A 19,433-nucleotide genomic window follows, 5' to 3' on the forward strand; every position below is an offset into this window, starting at 1 on the left:
GCAGAAAAACCTCTGCACGGAGGAGATTTTTTGCAGAATAAAACGCTTACTCTGCCTTTTCGGCCAGCAGCTTTTCGACGACTGCCAGCTTTACGCAGACGCAGAGCAGATCAGATGCGGTCTCCACCTCGTCCAGGCTGGGATAGGTGGGCGCGATACGCAGGTGAGAATCCTGCGGGTCCTTGTGGTAGGGATAGGCGGAACCGGCACCGGTCAGGGTCAGACCGCACTCCTTGCACAGCTGGGCCACACGCTTGGCGCAGCCGGGCATAACGTACAGGCTGATGAAGTAACCGCCCTTGGGGTTCGTCCAGTGAGCGATGTCGCCGCAGGGGGTCAGCTCCTCGGAAAAGGCCGTCTTGACCGCATCAAAGCAGGGGATCAGGCGGCGGCGGTGTTTTGCCATGTGGGCCAGCACACCCTCTTTGTTCTTCAGGAAGCGGACATGGCGCAGCTGGTTCATCTTATCATAGCTGATGATCATCACGGAGAAGCGCTTGCAGATATACTTCATGGAGTCCACGCTGCATGCAATGGCGGAAACACCTGCACCAGGGAAGGTGATCTTGCTGGTGGAGGTGAACATGAACACACGGTTCTCCGTGCCGTACTTCTTGCTCTCGTTCAACAGAACAGGGGTCTCGATGATCTCCTCGGTCAGGTGGTGGACGATGTAAGCCTCATCCCAGAAGATCTTGAAATCAGGAGCAGCGGTCTTCATCTTGGCCATCCGGTCAATGGTCTCATCGCTGTAAGTATAACCATCCGGGTTGGAATACTGGGGCACGCACCAGATGCCCTTGATGGTGTCATCCTCGGCCACCAGCTTCTCCACAATGTCCATATCGGGGCCATTGGGGGTCATGGGCACGCTGATCAGCTCAAAGCCATACTCCTCAGTGATGGCAAAGTGGCGGTCATAGCCGGGCACCGGGCAGAGAAACTTGCGCTTTTCCACCTGAGACCAGGGGCAGGGAGACTCAGGGAAGCCGAACACATAGCCAATGTTGATGAGGTTGTACATCAGCTGCAGGCTGGAGTTGCCGCCCACGAACACTTCCTCTGGCTTGACACCGAACACATCCGCAAACAGGACGCGAGCCTCGTGCAGGCCCTCAAGATCACCATAGTTGCGGGCATCGGTGCCTGCGTCGGTGGTATAATCGTTCATCTGCAGCAGACCCATTGCCAGATCCATCTGGTGAGGGCCGGGCTTGCCACGGGCCATGTTCAGCTTCAGGTTCATGGCCAGAAACTTTTTGTACTGCTCATTCAGCTTTGCCTTTTCGGCAGTGAGCTCCTCACGATTCATCTCAAGATAGTTTGCCATTGATAAACACACTCCTTTATCGTACTTCCAATTTCCCACAGTATCCGATGCCGGGTGTTTCAGGAGTTCCTGCCAGAGAGTTCTCCCACCACAGTCATCCAGACTTTTAATATTATACCGCAACTCCGGGCGCGAAACAAGCAAATTGCAAAAAAAGCCCCGCCAAAGCCGAAGCATTTGGCAGGGCATCCCTTCCCTGCTGTCTGCAGAGTGCAGATATCAGCTCAGGGCGGTCTGGTTCTTATACCGTTTGCGCACAGCGCCGTATTCCAGATGGGCCTCGCCGCCCTCCACGGTGTCCTTGTCGATGGTGACACGGATGATGGTGGGGTCATTGGGCACATCATACATGACAGGCAGCAGGATGCCTTCCATGACGCTGCGCAGACCGCGGGCACCGGTCTTGCGCTCAATGGTCTTGCGGGCGATCGCGTGGAGGGCCTCGTCGGTGAACTCCAGCTCTACACTGTCCATGCTCAGCAGTTCCTTGTACTGCTTGACCAGGCTGTTGCGGGGCTCCTTGAGCACGCGCACCAGTGCGTCCTCGTCCAGATCGTCCAGCACAGTGATGACCGGCAGACGGCCGATCAACTCGGGGATCAGGCCAAACTTGACCAGATCGTGAGGCTCCACCTTGCGCAGCAGGGCACGCTGGGCATCCTCGGAGTTGTCCTTCAGGCTGCTGCCGAAGCCCAGTGCAGAGCGATCAGTGCGGCGCAGGATGTATTTATCCAGGCCATCAAAGGCACCGCCGCAGATGAACAGGATGTTGGTGGTATCGATCTGGATGAACTCCTGCTGGGGGTGCTTACGGCCGCCGTTGGGCGGCACGTTGCTCACGGTGCCCTCCAGGATCTTCAGCAGCGCCTGCTGCACACCCTCGCCGCCCACATCACGGGTGATGGAGGGATTCTCGCTCTTGCGGGTGATCTTGTCGATCTCATCAATGTAGATGATACCCACCTGTGCCTTCTGCACATCAAAATCCGCCGCCTGAAGCAGCTTGAGCAGGATGTTCTCCACATCCTCACCCACATAGCCGGCCTCGGTCAGGGTAGTGGCATCCGCAATGGCGAAGGGCACCCCCAGCATCTTGGCCAGGGTCTGAGCCAGCAGAGTCTTGCCGACACCGGAAGGGCCCAGCAGCAGAACGTTGGACTTCTGCAGTTCCACATCCGCACCTTTGCCGCTCAGGATGCGCTTATAATGGTTGTAAACGGAGACCGCCAGCACACGCTTGGCCTCGTCCTGACCAATGACATACTGGTCCAGCCCGTTCTTGATCTCAGCCGGGGTCAGGATATTGATATCCAGACCATCCACAGCCTGCATCCGGGTACGGCTTGCGCCGCGGCCCGGGCGGCCGTTTGCTTCCGGGTGCTCCGGCTGATCCGAGAGCAGATCATGGCACAGGCCGATGCACTCACTGCAGATGTTGACACCGGGGCCGATGATCATCCGTTCCACTTCGTCCTGATGCTTGCCGCAGAAGCTGCACACCAGGTCTTTTTCATTTTTGCCGGAATTGTTGTTTGCCATAACTGTTATTCCTTATTCTGGGTCTTTGCGCGCGGGGCTCTCCCCCGCGCCTTTCAGTTTCAGCGGTGGGCGATGACCTCATCGATCAGGCCGTATTCCTTGGCTTCCAGCGCGGTCATATAGTTGTCGCGCTCGGTGTCCAGCTGGATCTTCTCCAGCGGCTGGCCGGTGTATTCGCTGAGCATGTGGTTCATCTTATCGCGGATATACACCATATGCTCGGCGTGGATCTTGATATCGGTGGTCTGGCCGGAAAGGCCGCCACCCTGACCGCCGATCAGCGGCTGATGGATCAGGATCTCGGAGTTAGGCAGGGCAAAGCGCTTGCCCTTGGTGCCGCTTGCCAGCAGGAAGGCACCCATGGAAGCGGCCATGCCCATGCAGATGGTGGAGACATCACACTTGATATACTGCATGGTATCGTGAATAGCCATGCCCGCGCTGATGGAGCCGCCGGGGCTGTTGATATACAGGCTGATATCCTTGTCCGGGTCCTGCCCTTCCAGGTACAGCAGCTGCGCCACCACAAGGCTTGCGGAGGTGTCGTTGACATCCTCGCTCAGAACGATGATACGGTCATTCAGCAGACGGGAGAAGATATCATAGGAACGCTCACCATGTGCCGACTGTTCGACAACGTAAGGAACAAAACTCATAAAGTTCGCCTCCTGATACGAAAAATGATTCTATTTGCAAAATTGACCGATACGGCAAAAGAAACAGGGCCGTATCGGTCAATTTTAACAACCTTTATTTACAGGGTACGCTTCAAACAGCGTTTCCTGCAAATTGCGGCCTTGGCAGCTGGATTATTCAGCGTCCTCGGTCTTTTCAGCCTCAGCGGCCTTCTCTACGATGTTGGCGTGGCTCTTGATGAAGTCGATGGCCTTGTTGATTGCCAGATCCTTCTTCAGGTCGTCAACGTTGACCAGCTCACGGACCTTGTCCTCTTCCATCTTGTACTGGTCAGCGATGCGCTTGATCTCAGCGGAGACATCCTCCTCGGAAGCCTCGATGTTCTCAGCAGCGGCAACAGCCTCCAGAGCCAGGCGGATCTTGACCTGCTTCTCAGCCTGAGGCATGAAGGAAGCACGGAACTGATCCATGGTCTGGCCCATATACTTCAGGTAGTCTTCCAGGCGCAGACCCTGCTGCTCCACACGGAAGGCGAAGTCATTGACCATCTCGTCCATACGGGTATCGTACATAGCCTGGGGGATCTCAGCCTCCATGCTCTCGATGACCTGATCGACCAGAGCGTTCTCAACAGCCAGGTCATCCTGCTTGTCCAGCTGCTCCTGGTTGTTCTTGCGGATGGACTCCTTGAACTCTTCCAGAGTGTCGTACTCGGAGCAGTCCTTAGCCAGCTCGTCATCCAGAGCGGGCAACTCCTTGTACTTGACCTCGTGCAGCTTGATCTTAAAGACAGCAGCCTTGCCAGCCAACTCAGCAGCCTGATACTCCTCGGGGAAGGTGACGTTCACGTCGAACTCCTCACCGGCGGAGTGGCCAACAATCTGATCCTCGAAGCCAGGGATGAAGGAGCCGCTGCCCAGGGTCAGGTTGTAGTGCTCAGCCTTGCCGCCCTCAAAAGCGACACCGTCCACAAAGCCCTCGAAGTCGATATCAGCGATATCGCCATTCTCAGCAGCACCCTCGCGGGTCAGCTCACGGGCGTTGCGCTCCTGCACGCGCTTCAGCTCTGCATCGACGGCCTCGTCGGTAACAGTATGGACAGTCTTCTCAACGGTCAGACCGTTGTAGTTGCCGACCTTGACTTCGGGCATCACAGCGACCTTGACGGTCAGGGTCACGCCCTCGGTCTCGCTGGCAGCATCCACAGAAACCTCGGGACGGCCAACAGGCTCGATGCCGGCTTCCTTCACAGCTGCCTCGTAAGCAGCGGGGAACAGCTCATTGATGGCATCATAGGTAAAGACATCAGCGCCGTACATCTTCTCGATCAGAGAACGGGGAGCCTTGCCCTTGCGGAAGCCGGGCACGGAGTACTTCTTGCCCTCCTTCTTGAAGACATCGGCCACTGCGCCCTTAAAGGCCTCAGCGTCGATGGAGAACTGCAGCTCTGCCATGCTCTTCTCGAGCTTTTCGCACTTGATGAAATTCATTTTGTGTATCCTCCACTCAAAAATTCTATTGCGTTGGGGACAGGTTTTCTTCCCTGTCTCCTGCAACCGCGCACCGCGTCCTGTATCTTCTGTTTGCGAAATGCGGGGACGCGCGCGCTCAATTGGGTGCAACAATCGCGTCAAAACTTATTATAGCACGTTCCAGACACAATTGCCAGACCAAATTTTGACTTTTTGTTCTTTTTGCCCACACTTCCCGCCTTTAATTGATGCGGTAGGGGCAGAAACGCAGGCCATCGGCACTGACAAGCTTATACCGGATGCCGTCCACATCGCCCTGCACCGCGTACCGGATGGCGTTTCCGTGCAGGTGGCCGTAGTAACAGCGGGTGATGCCGTAGGCCTTCAGGGTGGCCACGATCTCAGGGGCACTGGTGCCGGTGTAGACCGGCGGGTAATGCAGGAACACCAGCTTCTCCAACCCCGGTTCCGCAGCATCCAGGCTCATTTTTAAGCGCCCGATCTCGCGGTTCATCACTTTTTCATCGTGGGGTTCTCCCACATCGAACAGCCAGCCCCGGGTGCCGCACAGCGCATACCCCTCCACAGAGTAGGAGTTGTTGTGCAGGATGTGCAGGGTGTCAAAGCCCTCAGCCTTGAGGTAGGCGTTCATCTTGTTGGCCGTGGTCCACCAGTAATCGTGGTTTCCCTTCATGATCAGCTTCTGGCCGGGAAGCTCCTGTAAAAACGCAAAATCCCTGCGCGTATCGTTCAGGCGCATGGCCCAGCTGATATCCCCCGCCAGCACGATGGTGTCCTCGGGTTTGATCAGTTTGCGCCAGTTGCGCTCCAACCGCTCCACATAGCCGTTCCACCCCGGAAAAACATCCATGGGTTTGGAAGCGCCCAGTGAAAGATGGGTATCGCCAAGCACATAAAGTGCCATTCATTTTTCTCCTGTTCTAAGTCCGGCAGGACAAGGTTTATTCCTGATAGCTCAGCGCCACCTGCGCGATCTGCTCCGGGTCGATGACGGTATTGAACCGCTCGGCCTTCTGCCGCAGGGCAGCAAGGCTTGCGGGTGCAGTGCGGCCGGTGGCTGCTTCCAGCTCCTGCATGGCCTCAAAGTCGTTCTGCGGGGCAGTGTGACCCAGAGCCTCCAGCACGCTGCGGGGGAACTTGTAGGGGGAGGCAGTGGACAGCACCACCATGGGCACACCCTCGCGCTTGTGACAGCCCGCCACATGGAAGGCCACAGCGGTGTGGGTATCGCAGAGATAGCCATCCTGCTCATAGCGGGCACGGATCTCCCCTGCCACCTCTTCCTCGCTGCTCCAGCCGCAGCCAAAGCTTTCCTGAATGGCGGCCAGCGTCTCGGGCCGGACGGTATAGCTGCCGGTTTCGGACAGGCTCTTCATCAGGCTCGCCACCTCGGCATCGCTGCCGGTGACGTGATAGAGCAGGCGCTCCAGGTTAGAGGACACCAGAATATCCATGCTGGGAGAAGTGGTCTTGAAGAATTCCCGCTTGGCAGTATAAGTACCGGTGGTCAGGAAATCGGTCAGGACGTTGTTCTCATTGGAAGCGCAGATCAGTCGGCCCACCGGCAGGCCCATCTGCTTTGCATAGTAGCCCGCCAGAATATCGCCAAAATTGCCTGTAGGCACACAAAAGTCCACCTTGTCACCAAAGCGCACCTTCCCTGCCTTGAGCAGCTGGGCGTAGGCGGCAAAGTAGTAAACGATCTGCGGCACCAGACGGCCCCAGTTGATGGAGTTTGCACTGGACAGGCGGATGTTCCGCTTTGCCAGCTCGGCAGCAATGGCCGGGTCGCCAAAGACCTTCTTCACGCCGGTCTGGGCATCATCGAAGTTGCCGCGCACAGCGTAGACCGCCACATTTTCGCCTTCCTGGGTCACCATCTGCAGGCGCTGGATCTCACTGGTGCCGCCCGTGGGGAAGAACACCGCGATCTCCACACCCGGGATATCGTGGTAGCCATCCAGCGCGGCCTTGCCGGTATCGCCGCTGGTCGCCACCAGGATCAATGTTTTCTCGGTGCGGTCAAGATTTTTCTTTGCCTCCACCAGCAGCTTCGGCATCAACTGCAGGGCGTAATCCTTGAAGGCGCAGGTCGGGCCGTGCCACAGTTCCAGAGAGTACACCTCATCCGAAACAGGGGCCAGATAGCCCGCCTTTCCGCCAAAGGCCGCACCATAGGTGGCCTTGGCGGCCTCCTGCAGGAACTCCTGCGAATAATCGGTCAGATACTGCCCCACGATGGCAGCAGCCATCTCGGGGTAATCCAGCGCACAGATTGCCTTGACATCCACCTGCGGGAAGCTCTGCGGAACAAACAGACCGCCCTCATCCGACAGGCCCTGTGCAATGGCCCGAGAGGCACTTACCACGCGGTTATGATCTCTCGTGCTGAAAAACTGCATTGTCGTCGCTCCTTTTTGCCAGCGGGGCCCGCATTGGCCCCATGTTTGCGGCAGCGGCAAAAGCCGTTTTCTGCCTTTTCCCACCAATGCACCCCGCATTACGCGGTAAATGCACCCTTTATAATATGTACCATCCAGCGCCCGCTGTCAAGAGGGGTCACTTCGGCAACGTCAAAACGAACCGGTTCATCACTCTGTCCGGTGTGCTGGAGATAATATTCCGCGGTGCGGATGAGCCTGCGCTGCTTGGCAGGGGTCACGGCTGCAGCAGGCGCGGCCAGCGGGTCGGGGCTGCGGGTCTTGACCTCACAGAGCACCAGTGTGCCGTCCGGCTCCCGCAGGATGAGGTCGATTTCCCCCATCTGGGTGTGGTAGTTGTGGGCCACCAGCTCACATCCCTGCTTCTGGTAATACCGCGCGGCCACAGCCTCGCCGGTGCGGCCGGTCTCGGCCCGATCCATCACTTGCCCTCCGGCCAATAGCCCTGCTTTTTCAGGAAACTGCGGCGGTAGAAGGGCTGGATCCCGTACTGCTCGATCAGTTCATAATGGAGCTTGGTCGGGTAACCTTTGTGTTTTGCCAGCTGATACTGCGGGTACTGCTTGTCCAGCTCCATCATATAGCGGTCACGGCTGACCTTTGCCAGGATCGATGCCGCGCCGATGCTGGCGCTGGTGGCATCGCCCTTGACCACCGGCTGGGCGGGGATTTCCAGCGCAGCCGGGACACGGTTGCCGTCCACCAGCACAAGATTCGGCACAATGTCCAGCCCTTCCGCAGCCTGCTTCATGCCGCTCATGGTGGCGTTCAGGATATTATCCCGGTCGATGATCTCCGGGCCTACAAAGACGATCTTATAGGCCAGCGCCTTGTCAAGGATCTCATCAAAGAGGGCTTCCCGTTTTTTCTCGGTCAGCTTCTTGGAGTCGTTGATGCCGTACACTGGCTTCTCCGGGTCAAGGATACAGGCCGCCACAACGACCGGGCCGCACAACGGGCCGCGGCCCGCTTCATCCACACCGGCAAAAAAACCGTACTGCGCACGGATGGCGGCATCATACTCGTACAGAGGGGCAGAGATCTCCTCGTCAGAACGCCGTTTCATTCGTCGTCCTCCTTGGTAAAGTCTGCCAGATCATCCCGCTGGGGCGGGCGCTCCAGAGAGATGCGGCCCCACTTGCAGGCGCGGAACTCGTCCACCAGCATGATGGCACAGCGTTCGGTGTTCACCTCGCCGCCGCGCACCAGCAGACCGCGCTTGCGGCCGATGGCCTCCAGCAGTTCGTAGGGCGGCAGAGCCAGCGTCTCTGCATCCAGTTTGTAGCGCTGGGCCACGAGATCGGGGTAATTGCGGCGCACCTCATCCAGCAGATTCATGGCCAGTTCTTCCACATCCAGGATATCATCCTTGATGGAGCCGATGAAGGCCAGATTAGAAGCAATGGTCTTGGAATCAAACTTTTTCCAGAGCACGCCGGGCATATCCAGCAGGTCAAACTTTTCGGTGCTGACCCACTGCTTGCCCTTGGTCACGCCGGGGCGGTCGGCCGCCTTGGCACGGGCAGAACCTGCAAAGGTGTTGATGAAGGTGGATTTGCCCACGTTGGGGATGCCGCAGAGCATCACCTGAGTTTTGGCACCACCCATACCACGGTTCTGGCGGCGCTCCAGCAGCGAGGCCAGCTCCTTTTCAATGGCGGTCTGCACCGCCTTGGCACCGCCCTTCTGCTTGGCGCTGATGGCCACACAGCCTGCATCGGCGGCGTGGAAGTATCTGATCCACTCCTCTGTCACAGCAGGATCGGCCAGATCTGCCTTGTTCAGCACATAGAGCTTGGGCTTGCGGGCCGTAATGCGCTCCACCTCGGGGTTCAGGCTGGAAAGCGGGATGCGGGCATCCAGCAGCACCAGACTGGCATCCACATGCTGGATCTCCGTCTCCATCATCCGCAGGGTCTTGGTCATGTGGCCTGGGAACCATTGGATGTTATATTGATTTGCAAAGCGGGTATCGTTGTTCATTTTACCACCCCAAAATCCGAAAAGGGCAAAAAGCAGAGCAGCACTTTGCCCAGAATATCGCGTTCATCGATGCAGCCCACATAGGACGAGCGGCTGTCCAGCGAGGCATTGCGGTTATCGCCCATCACAAACACCGTGCCCTCCGGCACCGTGTACGGGAATGTTACGTCATAGCCAAGATAGGTCGGTTCAGCGATATATGCTTCCTGCAGCACTTCCCCGTTCACCGAGACCGTGCCCGCCTGATAATCAATGTTCACCACATCGCCGCCTTTGGCAATGACACGCTTGACCAGCGGCTTACCGTAGGCCGTGTAGCTGTCCACGATGACCACATCGCCCCGCTGGGGCTCGTAGCCTGCGCCCCAGACGATCAGCTTATCGCCGTTCTGCAAGGTGGGCACCATGGATTCGCCGTCCACCTGAATGATGCGGAAGAACAGCGAGAATACCAGCACCAGCACCAGTGCGGCGGAGATCAGCGCCTCGTACCACTCAAACACATTCTGTCCGCGCACAGTTTCCTGTGTTGAAGCATGCTTTTCCATTTCCCGATGCACCTCACAATCTTGTCTGGCCCGGAATAAAGAAAAAAGGGACAACAAGTTGTCCCTTTTCTCCCGGTTTTACGCGGGGATCATCAAATATCGCTCTTGACCTTAGCAGCCTTGCCGGTACGACCACGCAGATAGAACAGCTTGGCGCGGCGGACCTTGCCCTTGCGGACAACGGTGACCTTCTCAACGAAGGGGCTGTTGATGGGGAAGACACGCTCAACGCCGACACCGTAGGAAACGCGGCGAACGGTAAAGGTCTCTGCAACGCCGCCGTGCTTCTTAGCAATAACGGTGCCCTCGAAAGCCTGGATACGCTCACGCTCGCCTTCCTTGATGCGAACATCAACGCGAACGGTATCGCCAACGTTGAACTGGGGCTTCTCAGCCTTGATGCTGCCTTCAGAAATAATCTTCAGTGCGTCCATTTTTGAATCCTCCATTTGTTTTTAGACGTTCATGCACGGCACTTTGCCGTCAGAGGACCGCCCGTTTAATGATATTGTCATTAACCCCGCTGTGGTATCAGCGGACACTAACGCCCTAATAGGATAGCACAAAACGCCCGTAAAATCAAGCGATTTGCCCAAAATAATCCCAAAAATTTTCTGTTCTGCCCAAAAGGCATTCTTTGCCCGGGAAATCAGGCAAAGAGCTGCCGATCCGCCGTCAGGAAGCGCTTGCGCAGGATGCCTGCGCTGGCGGCAGGCAGACCGAACTTTTCTTCCAGAAAGCCGGTGAGCAGCGAGGGATTCAGGTTCAGCTCCTGTGCGGCAGGCAGGCAGAGCTCCATGCAGACACGATCCCCTGCGGTGGTATATTCCACCTGCGGGATGTGATCCTTGAGCTCCACGATCTTTTTGCCCTTTTTGCTGTGCTTTTCCACCGGGGCGCTTTCCAGCGCGTTATACTGTTCCAGCACAGCCGCTGCCGCCGCCGGGTAGATGATCTGGTAGCAGGCAAAGGCGATGAGGTCAGCCTTCATCTGCACCGGGCCCACATGGGTGATGCGGATGCCGGTGGGCATGATGGCGTTCAGTTCGGTCTGCCACTGGGCAAAATCCGGGTTCTCAGCCTCGGTCTTGACATCCACGCACTCACACTCGCTCTCCTGCCCCAGCGAAAGCGGGCAGGCAAAGGTCATGTAGATGTGGGGGTTGAAGCCCAGCGTATGCCACACAGGCAGGCCGCTGCGCTTGAGCACCCGCTGCATCACCCGCTGCAGATCCAGCAGGGAGATATAGGAGGCCTCATTCTTTTTCTCAAACGAGATTCTGACTGTAATCAAAGCAGGGACCTCCTAACAGATGATTGGCACCGCAGCCATGGCAGGCGCGGTTGCAGGGCTGGGTGGTCTGGGCGGCAAGGGCCTTGTTGTACTCCCGCACCAGATATTCGTGGGTCACACCGTAGTCCATATGGCTCCACGGGGTCACCTCGTCCAGCCCAATGGGACGCTGGCAGTAGAACTTGGGATCAATGCCCAGATCCTCAAACACCTGCATCCAGGTATCATACTTGAAGCACTCTTCCCAGCCGTCAAAGTAACAGCCCCGCTTGTAGGCTTCCAGAATAACAGGAGCCAGACGGCGGTCGCCCTTGGCGAACACGCCCTCCAGAAAACTGGTGGTGCTGTCGTGGTAGTTCACCTTGATCTTGCGGCTGTGGACGCTCTCCAGCAGGTGCTTCTGCTTGGCCTGCAGGCTTTCCTCCGTGTCCATGGGCACGAACTGGAAAGGCGTATGGGGCTTGGGCACAAAGCAGGCACAGCTGATGGTCACCTGCACACCCCTGCCCTTGGCGTGCCTGGGGTTGGAGTAATAGAGATCTACCACCTTCTGGGCGGTCTCGGCAATGCCCTCGATGTCCTCCATCGTCTCGGTAGGCAGACCCATCATAAAGTAGAGTTTGACCGAGGAATAGCCGTTGGCAAAGGCCAGTGAGCAGGTCTTTTCGATCTCGTCCCAGGTAACATTCTTGTTGATGACGTCCCGCAGGCGCTGGGTACCGGCCTCGGCCGCAAAGGTCAGGCCGCTCTTACGCACCTTTGTAGTCTTTTCGATCAGACTCTGGGAGAAGTTGTCCATCCGCAGGGAGGGCAGCGAGAGGCTGACGTGCTCCTTGGGGGCCCACTCATTCAGATCATCCAGCAGTTCTTCCAGCTGGCCGTGGTCGGAGGTGGACAGGCTGGACAGGCTCAGCTCCTCATAGCCGGTGTTGGCACACAGATCCTGTGCCGCCTTATTCAGCAGGCTGGCATCCCGCTGGCGCATGGGGCGGTACAGGAAGCCCGCCTGGCAAAACCGGCAGCCGCGCACACAGCCGCGCAGCACCTCAATGCTGGCACGATCCTGGATAGCTCCCACCATGGGCACAACAAAGTTCGTTGGCGGGGCAAACTCGTTCAGATCCTTGATGATGGCCTTGGTGATGACCGCCGGGATGCCCGGCTCGTTGGGGGTAATGGCTTTGACCCGGCCGTCCTCAAAGTAGGTCACATCGTAGAAGGCAGGGATATAGACCCCGGGGATCTTTGCAATGCGGCGCAGCAGCTCCTTTTTGGAGACGCTGCCCTCTTTCTTGGCGCGCTCGATCTCGGCGCAGATGGAAGGCAGCTGGTTCTCACCCTCACCCAGCTGGATGACATCAAAGAAATCCGCAATGGGCTCCGAGTTGCAGGCGCAGGGGCCGCCCGCCACGATCAGGGGCCAGTGCTCGTCGCGGTCCTTTGCGTAGAACGGAATGTGAGCCAGATCGAGCATGGCCAGAATGTTGGTGTAGGAAAGCTCGTACTGCAGGGTAAAGCCCACCGCGTCAAAATCGGTCAGGGGGTCCTTGCTTTCCATGGTGTACAGGGGCAGGTCCAGCCGCTCCATCTCAGCCTTCATATCCAGCCAGGGCATAAAGGCCCGCTCACACCACCAGTTCTCGTGGCTGTTGAGCAGCTCGTACAGGATCTTCTCACCGAGGAAGGACATTCCCACCTCGTAGGTATCCGGGAAGCAGAATGCAAACCGGACATCCACCTTTTCTTTGTCTTTATACACGCTGCCCGGTTCGCCGCCGGTGTAACGGCCCGGCTTCTGCACCCGGCCCAGCGCTTCTTTCAGCTTGGGATCAAACATCAAGTTCCTCCATTGACAGAACAGTTTTACTTCATTCATTTTATTGTACCCGATTCTGCCGGGAAATGCAATCATTGTTTTGGAGGCACCACCATCCGCACGCCGCCAGCTGTGCCCCATCCAGCGGCGGGATGGGCAGGAGGTTGAAGGCCCCGGTCAGGAGGTTGGCCGCCAGAAAGGCACCGGCCCGGATGGTGGCCCGCTGTTCCAGCCGAAGCATCCAGAGCCCGGCCAGCACCAAATTCACCGCAGGGCCTGCCGCGGCAAGGAGAGCGGTCTGCCACAGGGTCATTTCCCTGCCCCGGGTGCGCATACAAAAGCCGGTAAAGGTGACTTCAATGACCGGAAACTGCCCAAACAGGGCAAGATACACCCCGATGTGCCCCCACTCATGCAGGAATGCTGCCAGCAGCCCCAGCCGCAGAAACCCGCTTGCATCGAAATAGAGCAGAACGTACAGCGTCCCGCAGAGCAGCAGTGGGTCCCGGAACACAAGCGGCCCATACCGGAATCGATGCCGCATCATGGCAGGCTCAGTGCGGCAGAAGGATCATACCGGATGCCGCCTGTCAGAAATTCAAAGTGCAGGTGTGCCCCGGTGGCACGGCCCGTCTGTCCGGCAGTGCCCAGCCGCTGGCCCGCTGCAACCACCTCCCCGGCCCGGACATAGAGATACTGCATGTGGGCATAGAGCGTTTCCTGCCCGTCCCCATGGGCCAGCCGGACATAGTTGCCGTAAGCGGTTCCACGCCGGGCGGCAGTCACCACGCCGTCCAGTGCCGCAAGGACCGGTGTGCCCTCCTCGCAGGCAAGGTCCACGCCCCGGTGGAAGGCTTTTTCCCCGGTAAAGGGATCCTTCCGCCAGCCATAAGGGTCAGAGACACGCCACGCCGCCGTTTCCAGCGGGAAGCAGAAAATTTGCCCCGGCTTTGCCTGTTTCAGGCTGGCTCCCGCCGGGATATTTTTGCCCGCACAGACCGGGAGCACCCTGCCCGCCAGCAGAATGATCAGCAGCACCGTCAGAGTCAGCACCGCCGCCCATTGATATCGATTGTGTTTCCCTGCTCGTCCATGTTTTGCCTGCATCTTTTCGTCCTCCGTTCTGGAAAGTGTATGCAGGAGGAAGATCACTGAGAACCAAAACACCCCCTGGGAGATTTCCCAGAGGGTGCTCATTCCGTATTTACCGGCGGAGCCAGTCATGGAGCCGCTGGAAGAGGCTGGGGTGGCCGTGCCGTTCCGCGCGATCAACAGCATGCGGAGCGGGTGCGCTCTGCACAGCCGGAGCAGGTGCTGCTTTCACCGTGGCAGGCTGTTTTGCTGGTTCTGCGGGCTGCTCCGCCACCTGAACCGGCTCCGGTCTCGTTTCGGGCTCAGACGGCCGTTCCGGTGCCTTTATTTCAGGCTGCTCCGGTTCTGCCGCAGAAGCGGTATCCCGGGCGAGCCAGTCATCCCGGAGCAGATCGTACATGTCCATCTGGCCGTTGACAAGGGGCTCACCGGGGGCTGCTTTCACCTTCTGATAGCTGCCGTCTGCCCGCATCTCCCGGGCATTGACGTTATCCCGCAGCTGCAGCTGCAGGATATCGCTCAGCTTCTGGATGAGGACAGGGTCCTCCACCCGGACACCCACCTCCACGCGGCACTCGGTGTTGCGGGTGAGGAAATCGCCAGAGGCGATATAGATGCGGGTGGTCACGCCATCGTAGAAGCTGTAGATGCGGCCATGCTCAAGGTAGCGGCCCACCAGACTGCGGATATGCAGGTTCTCGGTCTTGCCCGGCACCTCGGCGCGGACACAGCAGATGCCGCGCACGATCATATCGATGCGAACCCCCGCACAGCTGGCTTCTTCGAGCTTCAGGATGATATCCCGATCCGAGATGGAGTTGTTTTTCAGGATCATGGATGCCGGGCGGCCCAGCTTGGCGGCATTGATGACCCGATCCATCTCGTCCAGCAGCACGCTCTTGAAGCGCAGAGGAGCCACCAGCATCTTCTCGGTGGTCTCCGTCAGCTTCTGCACGGCAAGGTTCTGGAACACGTTGGAGGCTTCCTCACCGATGCCCAGATCTGCCGTGATGAACGAATAATCGGTATAGAGCTCGCTGGTCTTTTCGTTGTAGTTGCCGGTGCCGATCTGGGTGATGTAGCTGTAGCCCTGCGGGCCCTTCTTGGTGATGAGGGTCAGCTTGGAGTGCACCTTGTAATCATCAAAGCCATAGAGGATAGTACAGCCAGCCTCTTCCAGCTGCTTTGACCAGTCGATGTTGTTCTGCTCGTCAAAGCGGGCACGCAGCTCCACCAGAGCCACCACTTCCTTGCCGTTTTCAGCGGCTTCGATCAGGGCCTGCACGATCTGGGATTCCCGCGCCATCCGGTAAAGGGTCATCTTGATGGAGATGACCTCCGGATCCCGCGCAGCCTTTTTCAGCATCGCGATGAAGGGACGGATGGACTGATACGGATAACTGAGCAGGACATCGTGTTTTTCTACCTCGGCGGCAAGGTCATAATCCTGGGGTGGCAGCATGGGCCGGGCCGAGGGATAGAACAGCTCCGGGTTGCCCTCGGCCTCCATTTTACCGGTGAGCTTGTAGAAGAAGCTCAAATCCAGTGGGCTCTTCTGGGCAAATACCCGCTTATGGCTCAACTCTAATTTGTCGCAGAGGAGACGAAGGATCTCCTGCGGGGCCGTGGGGGTCACCTGCAGGCGGACAGCGGCCAGCTTGCGGCGGCGCTTGAGCAGGTCGGCCATGATCTCGCGGTAATCGATATCATGGTCCATCATGCCCTCTTTTACATCAATGTCGGCGTTGCGGGTGACGCGGAACAGGCATTTTTCCTGTACGGCATCCTTGCCGAAGATAAGGGACGCGTAATGCAGCACCAGTTCCTCGGTCAGGGCAAACTCGGTCTTGCCCTCCCGGCGCACCAGGATCAGCCGCTCCATCTGGCTGGAGATAGGGATCATGCCAAGGCTCTGGCCCTCTTTCTCCTTGAGCAGAGCGCCAAGGTAGATTTCCTTATTGCGCAGGAACGGGAACGGGTGGCGGTTGTCCACGATCTGCGGGCTGAGGATGGGGAACAGCTCGTTCTGGAAGTATTTTTTCCAGAAACGCTCCTGTTCCTTATCCATCGCATCAAAGTTTACCTTTTTATAGCCGCAGGCATCCAGATTTTCCAGCGCTTTCTCGTAGTATTTATCGCAGTCCTCCTGCAGATGGGCAACTTTGGGCATGATGGCGTTCAGCTGTTCCTCGGCCGTCATGTTGGTCTTGTTCTCACGCTTGTCTTTGTCCTTCTGACTGCGTGCAAGGTTGGCGCGCTCCTGCAGGGAGCCCACACGCACCATGAAAAATTCATCCAGATTGGAGCCATAAATGGCAAGGAATTTCACCTGCTCCGCCAGCGGGACATTCTTGTCCTTGCCCAGCACCAGCACACGGCGGTTAAAGTCCAGCCAGCTGAGTTCACGGTTGATGAAGATCGTATCCTCTTTCATAGTAGTTTACTCCCTTTTTCCCTGACCTGCGGCTTTCGCCGCAGCGCTTCAGCTCACATAAGCAAGTCCATCCCACTCAGCCACCACCGCTTCTGTCAGGCCGGGCACGGCGGCGGCCTCTTCCACCGCAGCAAAGCGCCCGTACTGCTCCCGGTATTCGATGATGGCCCGGGCGCGCTGCTCCCCTACTCCCGGCAGGGTGCAGAGAGCGTCCTGCCCGGCGGTGTTCAGATCGACCCGCGCCAGCTGGATGAGCGGTGTTTCACTCCCGGCTGCACGGCCCGGCCCTGTCTGCCGCGGAACGGCAAACCCAAACGCCAGCGCAACGCACACCGCGCAAACAAGGGCCGCTGTCCACAGAAATCTCTGTTCTGTTTTTGTGAGACTGGCTTTCTTCATTCCATTGTACCCGACTTTCTCTGAAAAAGAAAGCCCTCTGCGGAGAATTTGCAGAGAGCTTTACAATGATTTTACGCAGAAGTTTCCGCACGGCGCACCATGCCGTACAAAAGCTCTGCCGCTGCACCGGCATCGTGGTCGGTCAGGGTCATCCGGTTGGCGGCAAGACGCAGTTCAGGTGCGGCATCCGCAGGCACAACGCTCTCCCCCGCCAGATGGACAAGGTCGAGCATCTGAGTGCAGCCGGCCAGCACCGTCAGCTGCTCGGCAGCATAGCCGGAGGGAGGGCAGACGGCGTTGAGCATGGCACTGCCTGAGACAAGGCCCGGGGTAAGCACCAGCGTATCCGGTGCAAGGCGCTCCGCATGCAGGAAGGCTGCCGCGTCCCCCAGCGCCTTTTGCAGCGTGGGCAGAATGGGCATCTGCTTTTTGTCCTGATAGAAAAGGATGCGCAGAACGTCCTCGCCCTTGACATCTGCGGCGTTGCTCAGCACAAAGGGAGTCCACTCCTGCTTGAGGTGGAACACCAGCCCCTCGCTCATCCGCACAGCACGGGTGGAGCCATCGCGCATCTGCAGGGCAATGCCCACGCCGGACAGGGAGGGCAGCATCTTCAGGACAGACTCCTCCATCCCCTCAAAGCTGCACAGCGCGGTGCCGGAGCCCTCCGAAAAGTTGTAGGCCAGTGTGCCGCCGCAGACCAGCGCGGGCGCACTGAGCCGCACCCCGCCCAACAGAAAGCGGACCGCCCGGGGCGAGCGCTGAGAGAAAACGGTCAGCCTGCCGCCCCTGCTGGCAAAAAGCTGCAGCACGTCCCGCTGGAGCTGGGGCAGGTTGCCTGCGGCATCCAGCAGCAGGCTGTCCAGATCACAGAGGACTAAGGTCTGGTCAATGGTCGTCTCTTTCATAGGGTATTTCCTCCTGTGCGCTGACGGAGCGTGGTCAAGAAGCGGGTGAAGTAATCCGGCAGCTCAGAATCGAACCGCAGGTGTTCCCCCGTGATGGGGTGAATAAACCCCAGCGTTTTTGCATGCAGGCACTGCCCATGCAGGCTGGTGATGCAGTTGTGGGGGCCGTACACCGGGTCGCCCGCCACCGGGTGGTGGATGGAAGCCATGTGAACGCGGATCTGGTGGGTACGGCCCGTTTTCAGGCGGCACTCCAGCATCGTGAACTCGCCCAGCCGTTCCAGCACCTTGTAGCCGGTATAGGCGTACTTTGTGTGGGGCTCACTGGCCGGATAGACCGCCATCTTCTTGCGGTCGGTCTTGCTGCGGCCCAGGTTGCTCTCCACAAAACCCTCATCCTGAGCAAAGCCGCCATAGACGATGGTATTGTAGGCCCGCTCCACGCTGTGCACTGCCATCTGCTGGGAAAGGCCGATGTGGGTTACATCATCCTTTGCCACCACCAGCAGACCGCTGGTGTCCTTATCGATGCGGTGGACGATGCCGGGCCGGATCTCGCCGCCAATGCCGGAAAGGCTGCCCTTGCAGTGCCAGAGCAGAGCGTTGACCAGGGTGCCGTCCGGGTTGCCGGGAGCCGGGTGGACGACCATCCCTTTGGGCTTGTTGACCACCAGAAGGTGTGCATCCTCATAGATGATGTCCAGCGGGATCTCCTGCGGCACAGCCTCGATGGGCTTTGCGTCGGGGATCTCCAGCAGGATGATATCCCCTGCCTTGAGCTTCAGGCTCTTGGCCGGGGCCTTGCCGTTGCAGAGCACATGGCCCTCCGCCACTAGGCCCTGCAGGGCACTGCGGGAAAGGCCGGTGTCCTCGCCGCTCAGAAAGCGGTCGATGCGCTGGCCTGCGCCCTCGGCTTCTACGATGTATTCACGCTGCTCCATGGCTTACTGCTCCTTCGGGCCCTTTTTCGTATCCTCGTGCAGCTCCTCCAGGAAAATGACCAGCACCCAAAGCGCCACACCAACGCAGACACAGATATCTGCAAAATTGAACACTGCGAACCGCATGAACAGCAGGTTGATGTAATCCACCACCTCGCCGTTCAGCACACGATCGATCAGGTTGCCGATGCCGCCGCCCAGCACCAGGATGAGTGCGGCCTGCTGCAGACGGTTGTTCCGGCTGCGGAAGAACAGCCAATAAGCAACCAACAGCAGCGCTGCGCTGGTTGCAACGATCAAAAACAGCTGCTTGCCGCTGAGCAGGCTGAATGCCATGCCCTGATTGAGCACGAACCGCAGCTCCACCACATGGGGGATCAGCGGCATTGCGCCCACCGGCTGCAAAGCGCTGACAGCCCAGAACTTGATGGCCTGATCGAGGCCGACCAGCGCCGCAACGCACAGCAGATTGAAGATCACAAATGCCATAAAAATACTCCCAACGGCGGCATGCTGCCGCCTGTGTTCTGATACCAAAAAGCGGCGCTCCCTGCTCGAAAGGAGCGCCGCAGCGTTTAT

Annotated in this window: 20 protein-coding genes; all 20 read right to left on the bottom strand. The window is 58.5% G+C overall.

The genetic code is table 11. The features are described from left to right. Positions 1 to 46: 46 nt before the first annotated feature. The gene (locus tag P0G09_RS03380) at positions 47 to 1,330 is read right to left on the bottom strand and encodes an aminotransferase class I/II-fold pyridoxal phosphate-dependent enzyme (RefSeq protein WP_275251925.1); all 1,284 of its coding nucleotides are present in this window, start codon (positions 1,328 to 1,330) and stop codon (positions 47 to 49) included. 219 nt (positions 1,331 to 1,549) lie between these two features. After that, positions 1,550 to 2,869 (bottom strand): ATP-dependent Clp protease ATP-binding subunit ClpX, encoded by a 1,320-nt coding sequence (gene clpX, locus P0G09_RS03385; protein WP_097771158.1) that lies wholly within the window; start codon positions 2,867 to 2,869, stop codon positions 1,550 to 1,552. Positions 2,870 to 2,928: 59 nt separating this feature from the next. Further along, complete coding sequence (clpP, locus tag P0G09_RS03390) at positions 2,929 to 3,525, bottom strand: ATP-dependent Clp endopeptidase proteolytic subunit ClpP (protein WP_098922298.1); 597 nt, start codon at positions 3,523 to 3,525, stop codon at positions 2,929 to 2,931. Between the two features lie 153 nt (positions 3,526 to 3,678). Further along, positions 3,679 to 4,995 (bottom strand): trigger factor, encoded by a 1,317-nt coding sequence (tig, locus tag P0G09_RS03395; protein WP_005934342.1) that lies wholly within the window; start codon positions 4,993 to 4,995, stop codon positions 3,679 to 3,681. Positions 4,996 to 5,218: 223 nt separating this feature from the next. Further along, positions 5,219 to 5,902: a metallophosphoesterase gene (locus P0G09_RS03400; RefSeq protein ID WP_097771161.1), complete on the bottom strand. Its 684-nt coding sequence runs from the start codon at positions 5,900 to 5,902 to the stop codon at positions 5,219 to 5,221. Positions 5,903 to 5,939: 37 nt separating this feature from the next. Continuing rightward, positions 5,940 to 7,400 carry a threonine synthase gene (thrC, locus tag P0G09_RS03405; protein WP_275251926.1) on the bottom strand — a complete coding sequence of 487 codons (1,461 nt, stop codon included), beginning with the start codon at positions 7,398 to 7,400 and terminating at the stop codon, positions 5,940 to 5,942. 98 nt (positions 7,401 to 7,498) lie between these two features. After that, positions 7,499 to 7,861, bottom strand: a complete 363-nt coding sequence (locus P0G09_RS03410; RefSeq protein WP_275251927.1) for a YraN family protein — start codon at positions 7,859 to 7,861, stop codon at positions 7,499 to 7,501. Further along, positions 7,861 to 8,505: a ribonuclease HII gene (rnhB, locus tag P0G09_RS03415; protein WP_156061097.1), complete on the bottom strand. Its 645-nt coding sequence runs from the start codon at positions 8,503 to 8,505 to the stop codon at positions 7,861 to 7,863. The genes P0G09_RS03410 and rnhB overlap by 1 nt, the downstream gene beginning before the upstream one ends. After that, positions 8,502 to 9,422 (bottom strand): ribosome biogenesis GTPase YlqF, encoded by a 921-nt coding sequence (gene ylqF / locus P0G09_RS03420; protein WP_275251928.1) that lies wholly within the window; start codon positions 9,420 to 9,422, stop codon positions 8,502 to 8,504. Before ylqF ends, rnhB begins: the two co-directional genes overlap by 4 nt. Then, positions 9,419 to 9,970, bottom strand: coding sequence for a signal peptidase I (lepB, locus tag P0G09_RS03425; RefSeq protein ID WP_097771940.1), 552 nt, complete (start codon positions 9,968 to 9,970; stop codon positions 9,419 to 9,421). The genes ylqF and lepB overlap by 4 nt, the downstream gene beginning before the upstream one ends. A gap of 92 nt (positions 9,971 to 10,062) precedes the next feature. Beyond that, the gene (gene rplS / locus P0G09_RS03430; RefSeq protein ID WP_035394456.1) at positions 10,063 to 10,404 is read right to left on the bottom strand and encodes a 50S ribosomal protein L19; all 342 of its coding nucleotides are present in this window, start codon (positions 10,402 to 10,404) and stop codon (positions 10,063 to 10,065) included. 215 nt (positions 10,405 to 10,619) lie between these two features. Then, positions 10,620 to 11,264: a TIGR03936 family radical SAM-associated protein gene (locus P0G09_RS03435; protein ID WP_275251929.1), complete on the bottom strand. Its 645-nt coding sequence runs from the start codon at positions 11,262 to 11,264 to the stop codon at positions 10,620 to 10,622. Then, positions 11,239 to 13,101, bottom strand: coding sequence for a TIGR03960 family B12-binding radical SAM protein (locus P0G09_RS03440; protein WP_097771167.1), 1,863 nt, complete (start codon positions 13,099 to 13,101; stop codon positions 11,239 to 11,241). The genes P0G09_RS03435 and P0G09_RS03440 overlap by 26 nt, the downstream gene beginning before the upstream one ends. Before the next feature lie 40 nt (positions 13,102 to 13,141). Next, complete coding sequence (locus P0G09_RS03445; RefSeq protein ID WP_275251930.1) at positions 13,142 to 13,627, bottom strand: peptidase; 486 nt, start codon at positions 13,625 to 13,627, stop codon at positions 13,142 to 13,144. Next, positions 13,624 to 14,187 carry a M23 family metallopeptidase gene (locus tag P0G09_RS03450; RefSeq protein ID WP_275251931.1) on the bottom strand — a complete coding sequence of 188 codons (564 nt, stop codon included), beginning with the start codon at positions 14,185 to 14,187 and terminating at the stop codon, positions 13,624 to 13,626. Before P0G09_RS03450 ends, P0G09_RS03445 begins: the two co-directional genes overlap by 4 nt. Positions 14,188 to 14,284: 97 nt before the next feature. Next, complete coding sequence (ppk1, locus tag P0G09_RS03455; protein WP_275251932.1) at positions 14,285 to 16,606, bottom strand: polyphosphate kinase 1; 2,322 nt, start codon at positions 16,604 to 16,606, stop codon at positions 14,285 to 14,287. Positions 16,607 to 16,654: 48 nt separating this feature from the next. Next, the gene (locus tag P0G09_RS03460; protein ID WP_275251933.1) at positions 16,655 to 17,005 is read right to left on the bottom strand and encodes a helix-hairpin-helix domain-containing protein; all 351 of its coding nucleotides are present in this window, start codon (positions 17,003 to 17,005) and stop codon (positions 16,655 to 16,657) included. Positions 17,006 to 17,076: 71 nt separating this feature from the next. Continuing rightward, entirely contained in the window at positions 17,077 to 17,913 is an 837-nt protein-coding gene (locus P0G09_RS03465; protein ID WP_275251934.1) for an HAD hydrolase family protein, read from the bottom strand. Next, positions 17,910 to 18,854, bottom strand: a complete 945-nt coding sequence (locus P0G09_RS03470) for an RluA family pseudouridine synthase (RefSeq protein ID WP_275251935.1) — start codon at positions 18,852 to 18,854, stop codon at positions 17,910 to 17,912. The genes P0G09_RS03465 and P0G09_RS03470 overlap by 4 nt, the downstream gene beginning before the upstream one ends. A 3-nt stretch (positions 18,855 to 18,857) precedes the next feature. Further along, entirely contained in the window at positions 18,858 to 19,343 is a 486-nt protein-coding gene (gene lspA / locus P0G09_RS03475; RefSeq protein ID WP_097771174.1) for a signal peptidase II, read from the bottom strand. Positions 19,344 to 19,433: the final 90 nt, after the last annotated feature.

Origin of the sequence: Faecalibacterium sp. DFI.5.82, from assembly GCF_029076575.1 — a bacterium.
GTDB lineage: Bacteria > Bacillota > Clostridia > Oscillospirales > Ruminococcaceae > Faecalibacterium > Faecalibacterium duncaniae.

Coding starts and splice junctions, on each gene's coding strand:
- P0G09_RS03380 (WP_275251925.1), bottom strand. CDS start 1,330: ATGGCAAACTATCTTGAGATGAATCGTGAGGAGCTCACTGCCGAAAAG.
- clpX (WP_097771158.1), bottom strand. CDS start 2,869: ATGGCAAACAACAATTCCGGCAAAAATGAAAAAGACCTGGTGTGCAGC.
- clpP (WP_098922298.1), bottom strand. CDS start 3,525: ATGAGTTTTGTTCCTTACGTTGTCGAACAGTCGGCACATGGTGAGCGT.
- tig (WP_005934342.1), bottom strand. CDS start 4,995: ATGAATTTCATCAAGTGCGAAAAGCTCGAGAAGAGCATGGCAGAGCTG.
- P0G09_RS03400 (WP_097771161.1), bottom strand. CDS start 5,902: ATGGCACTTTATGTGCTTGGCGATACCCATCTTTCACTGGGCGCTTCC.
- thrC (WP_275251926.1), bottom strand. CDS start 7,400: ATGCAGTTTTTCAGCACGAGAGATCATAACCGCGTGGTAAGTGCCTCT.
- P0G09_RS03410 (WP_275251927.1), bottom strand. CDS start 7,861: ATGGATCGGGCCGAGACCGGCCGCACCGGCGAGGCTGTGGCCGCGCGG.
- rnhB (WP_156061097.1), bottom strand. CDS start 8,505: ATGAAACGGCGTTCTGACGAGGAGATCTCTGCCCCTCTGTACGAGTAT.
- ylqF (WP_275251928.1), bottom strand. CDS start 9,422: ATGAACAACGATACCCGCTTTGCAAATCAATATAACATCCAATGGTTC.
- lepB (WP_097771940.1), bottom strand. CDS start 9,970: ATGGAAAAGCATGCTTCAACACAGGAAACTGTGCGCGGACAGAATGTG.
- rplS (WP_035394456.1), bottom strand. CDS start 10,404: ATGGACGCACTGAAGATTATTTCTGAAGGCAGCATCAAGGCTGAGAAG.
- P0G09_RS03440 (WP_097771167.1), bottom strand. CDS start 13,101: ATGTTTGATCCCAAGCTGAAAGAAGCGCTGGGCCGGGTGCAGAAGCCG.
- P0G09_RS03445 (WP_275251930.1), bottom strand. CDS start 13,627: ATGATGCGGCATCGATTCCGGTATGGGCCGCTTGTGTTCCGGGACCCA.
- P0G09_RS03450 (WP_275251931.1), bottom strand. CDS start 14,187: ATGCAGGCAAAACATGGACGAGCAGGGAAACACAATCGATATCAATGG.
- ppk1 (WP_275251932.1), bottom strand. CDS start 16,606: ATGAAAGAGGATACGATCTTCATCAACCGTGAACTCAGCTGGCTGGAC.
- P0G09_RS03460 (WP_275251933.1), bottom strand. CDS start 17,005: ATGAAGAAAGCCAGTCTCACAAAAACAGAACAGAGATTTCTGTGGACA.
- P0G09_RS03465 (WP_275251934.1), bottom strand. CDS start 17,913: ATGAAAGAGACGACCATTGACCAGACCTTAGTCCTCTGTGATCTGGAC.
- P0G09_RS03470 (WP_275251935.1), bottom strand. CDS start 18,854: ATGGAGCAGCGTGAATACATCGTAGAAGCCGAGGGCGCAGGCCAGCGC.
- lspA (WP_097771174.1), bottom strand. CDS start 19,343: ATGGCATTTGTGATCTTCAATCTGCTGTGCGTTGCGGCGCTGGTCGGC.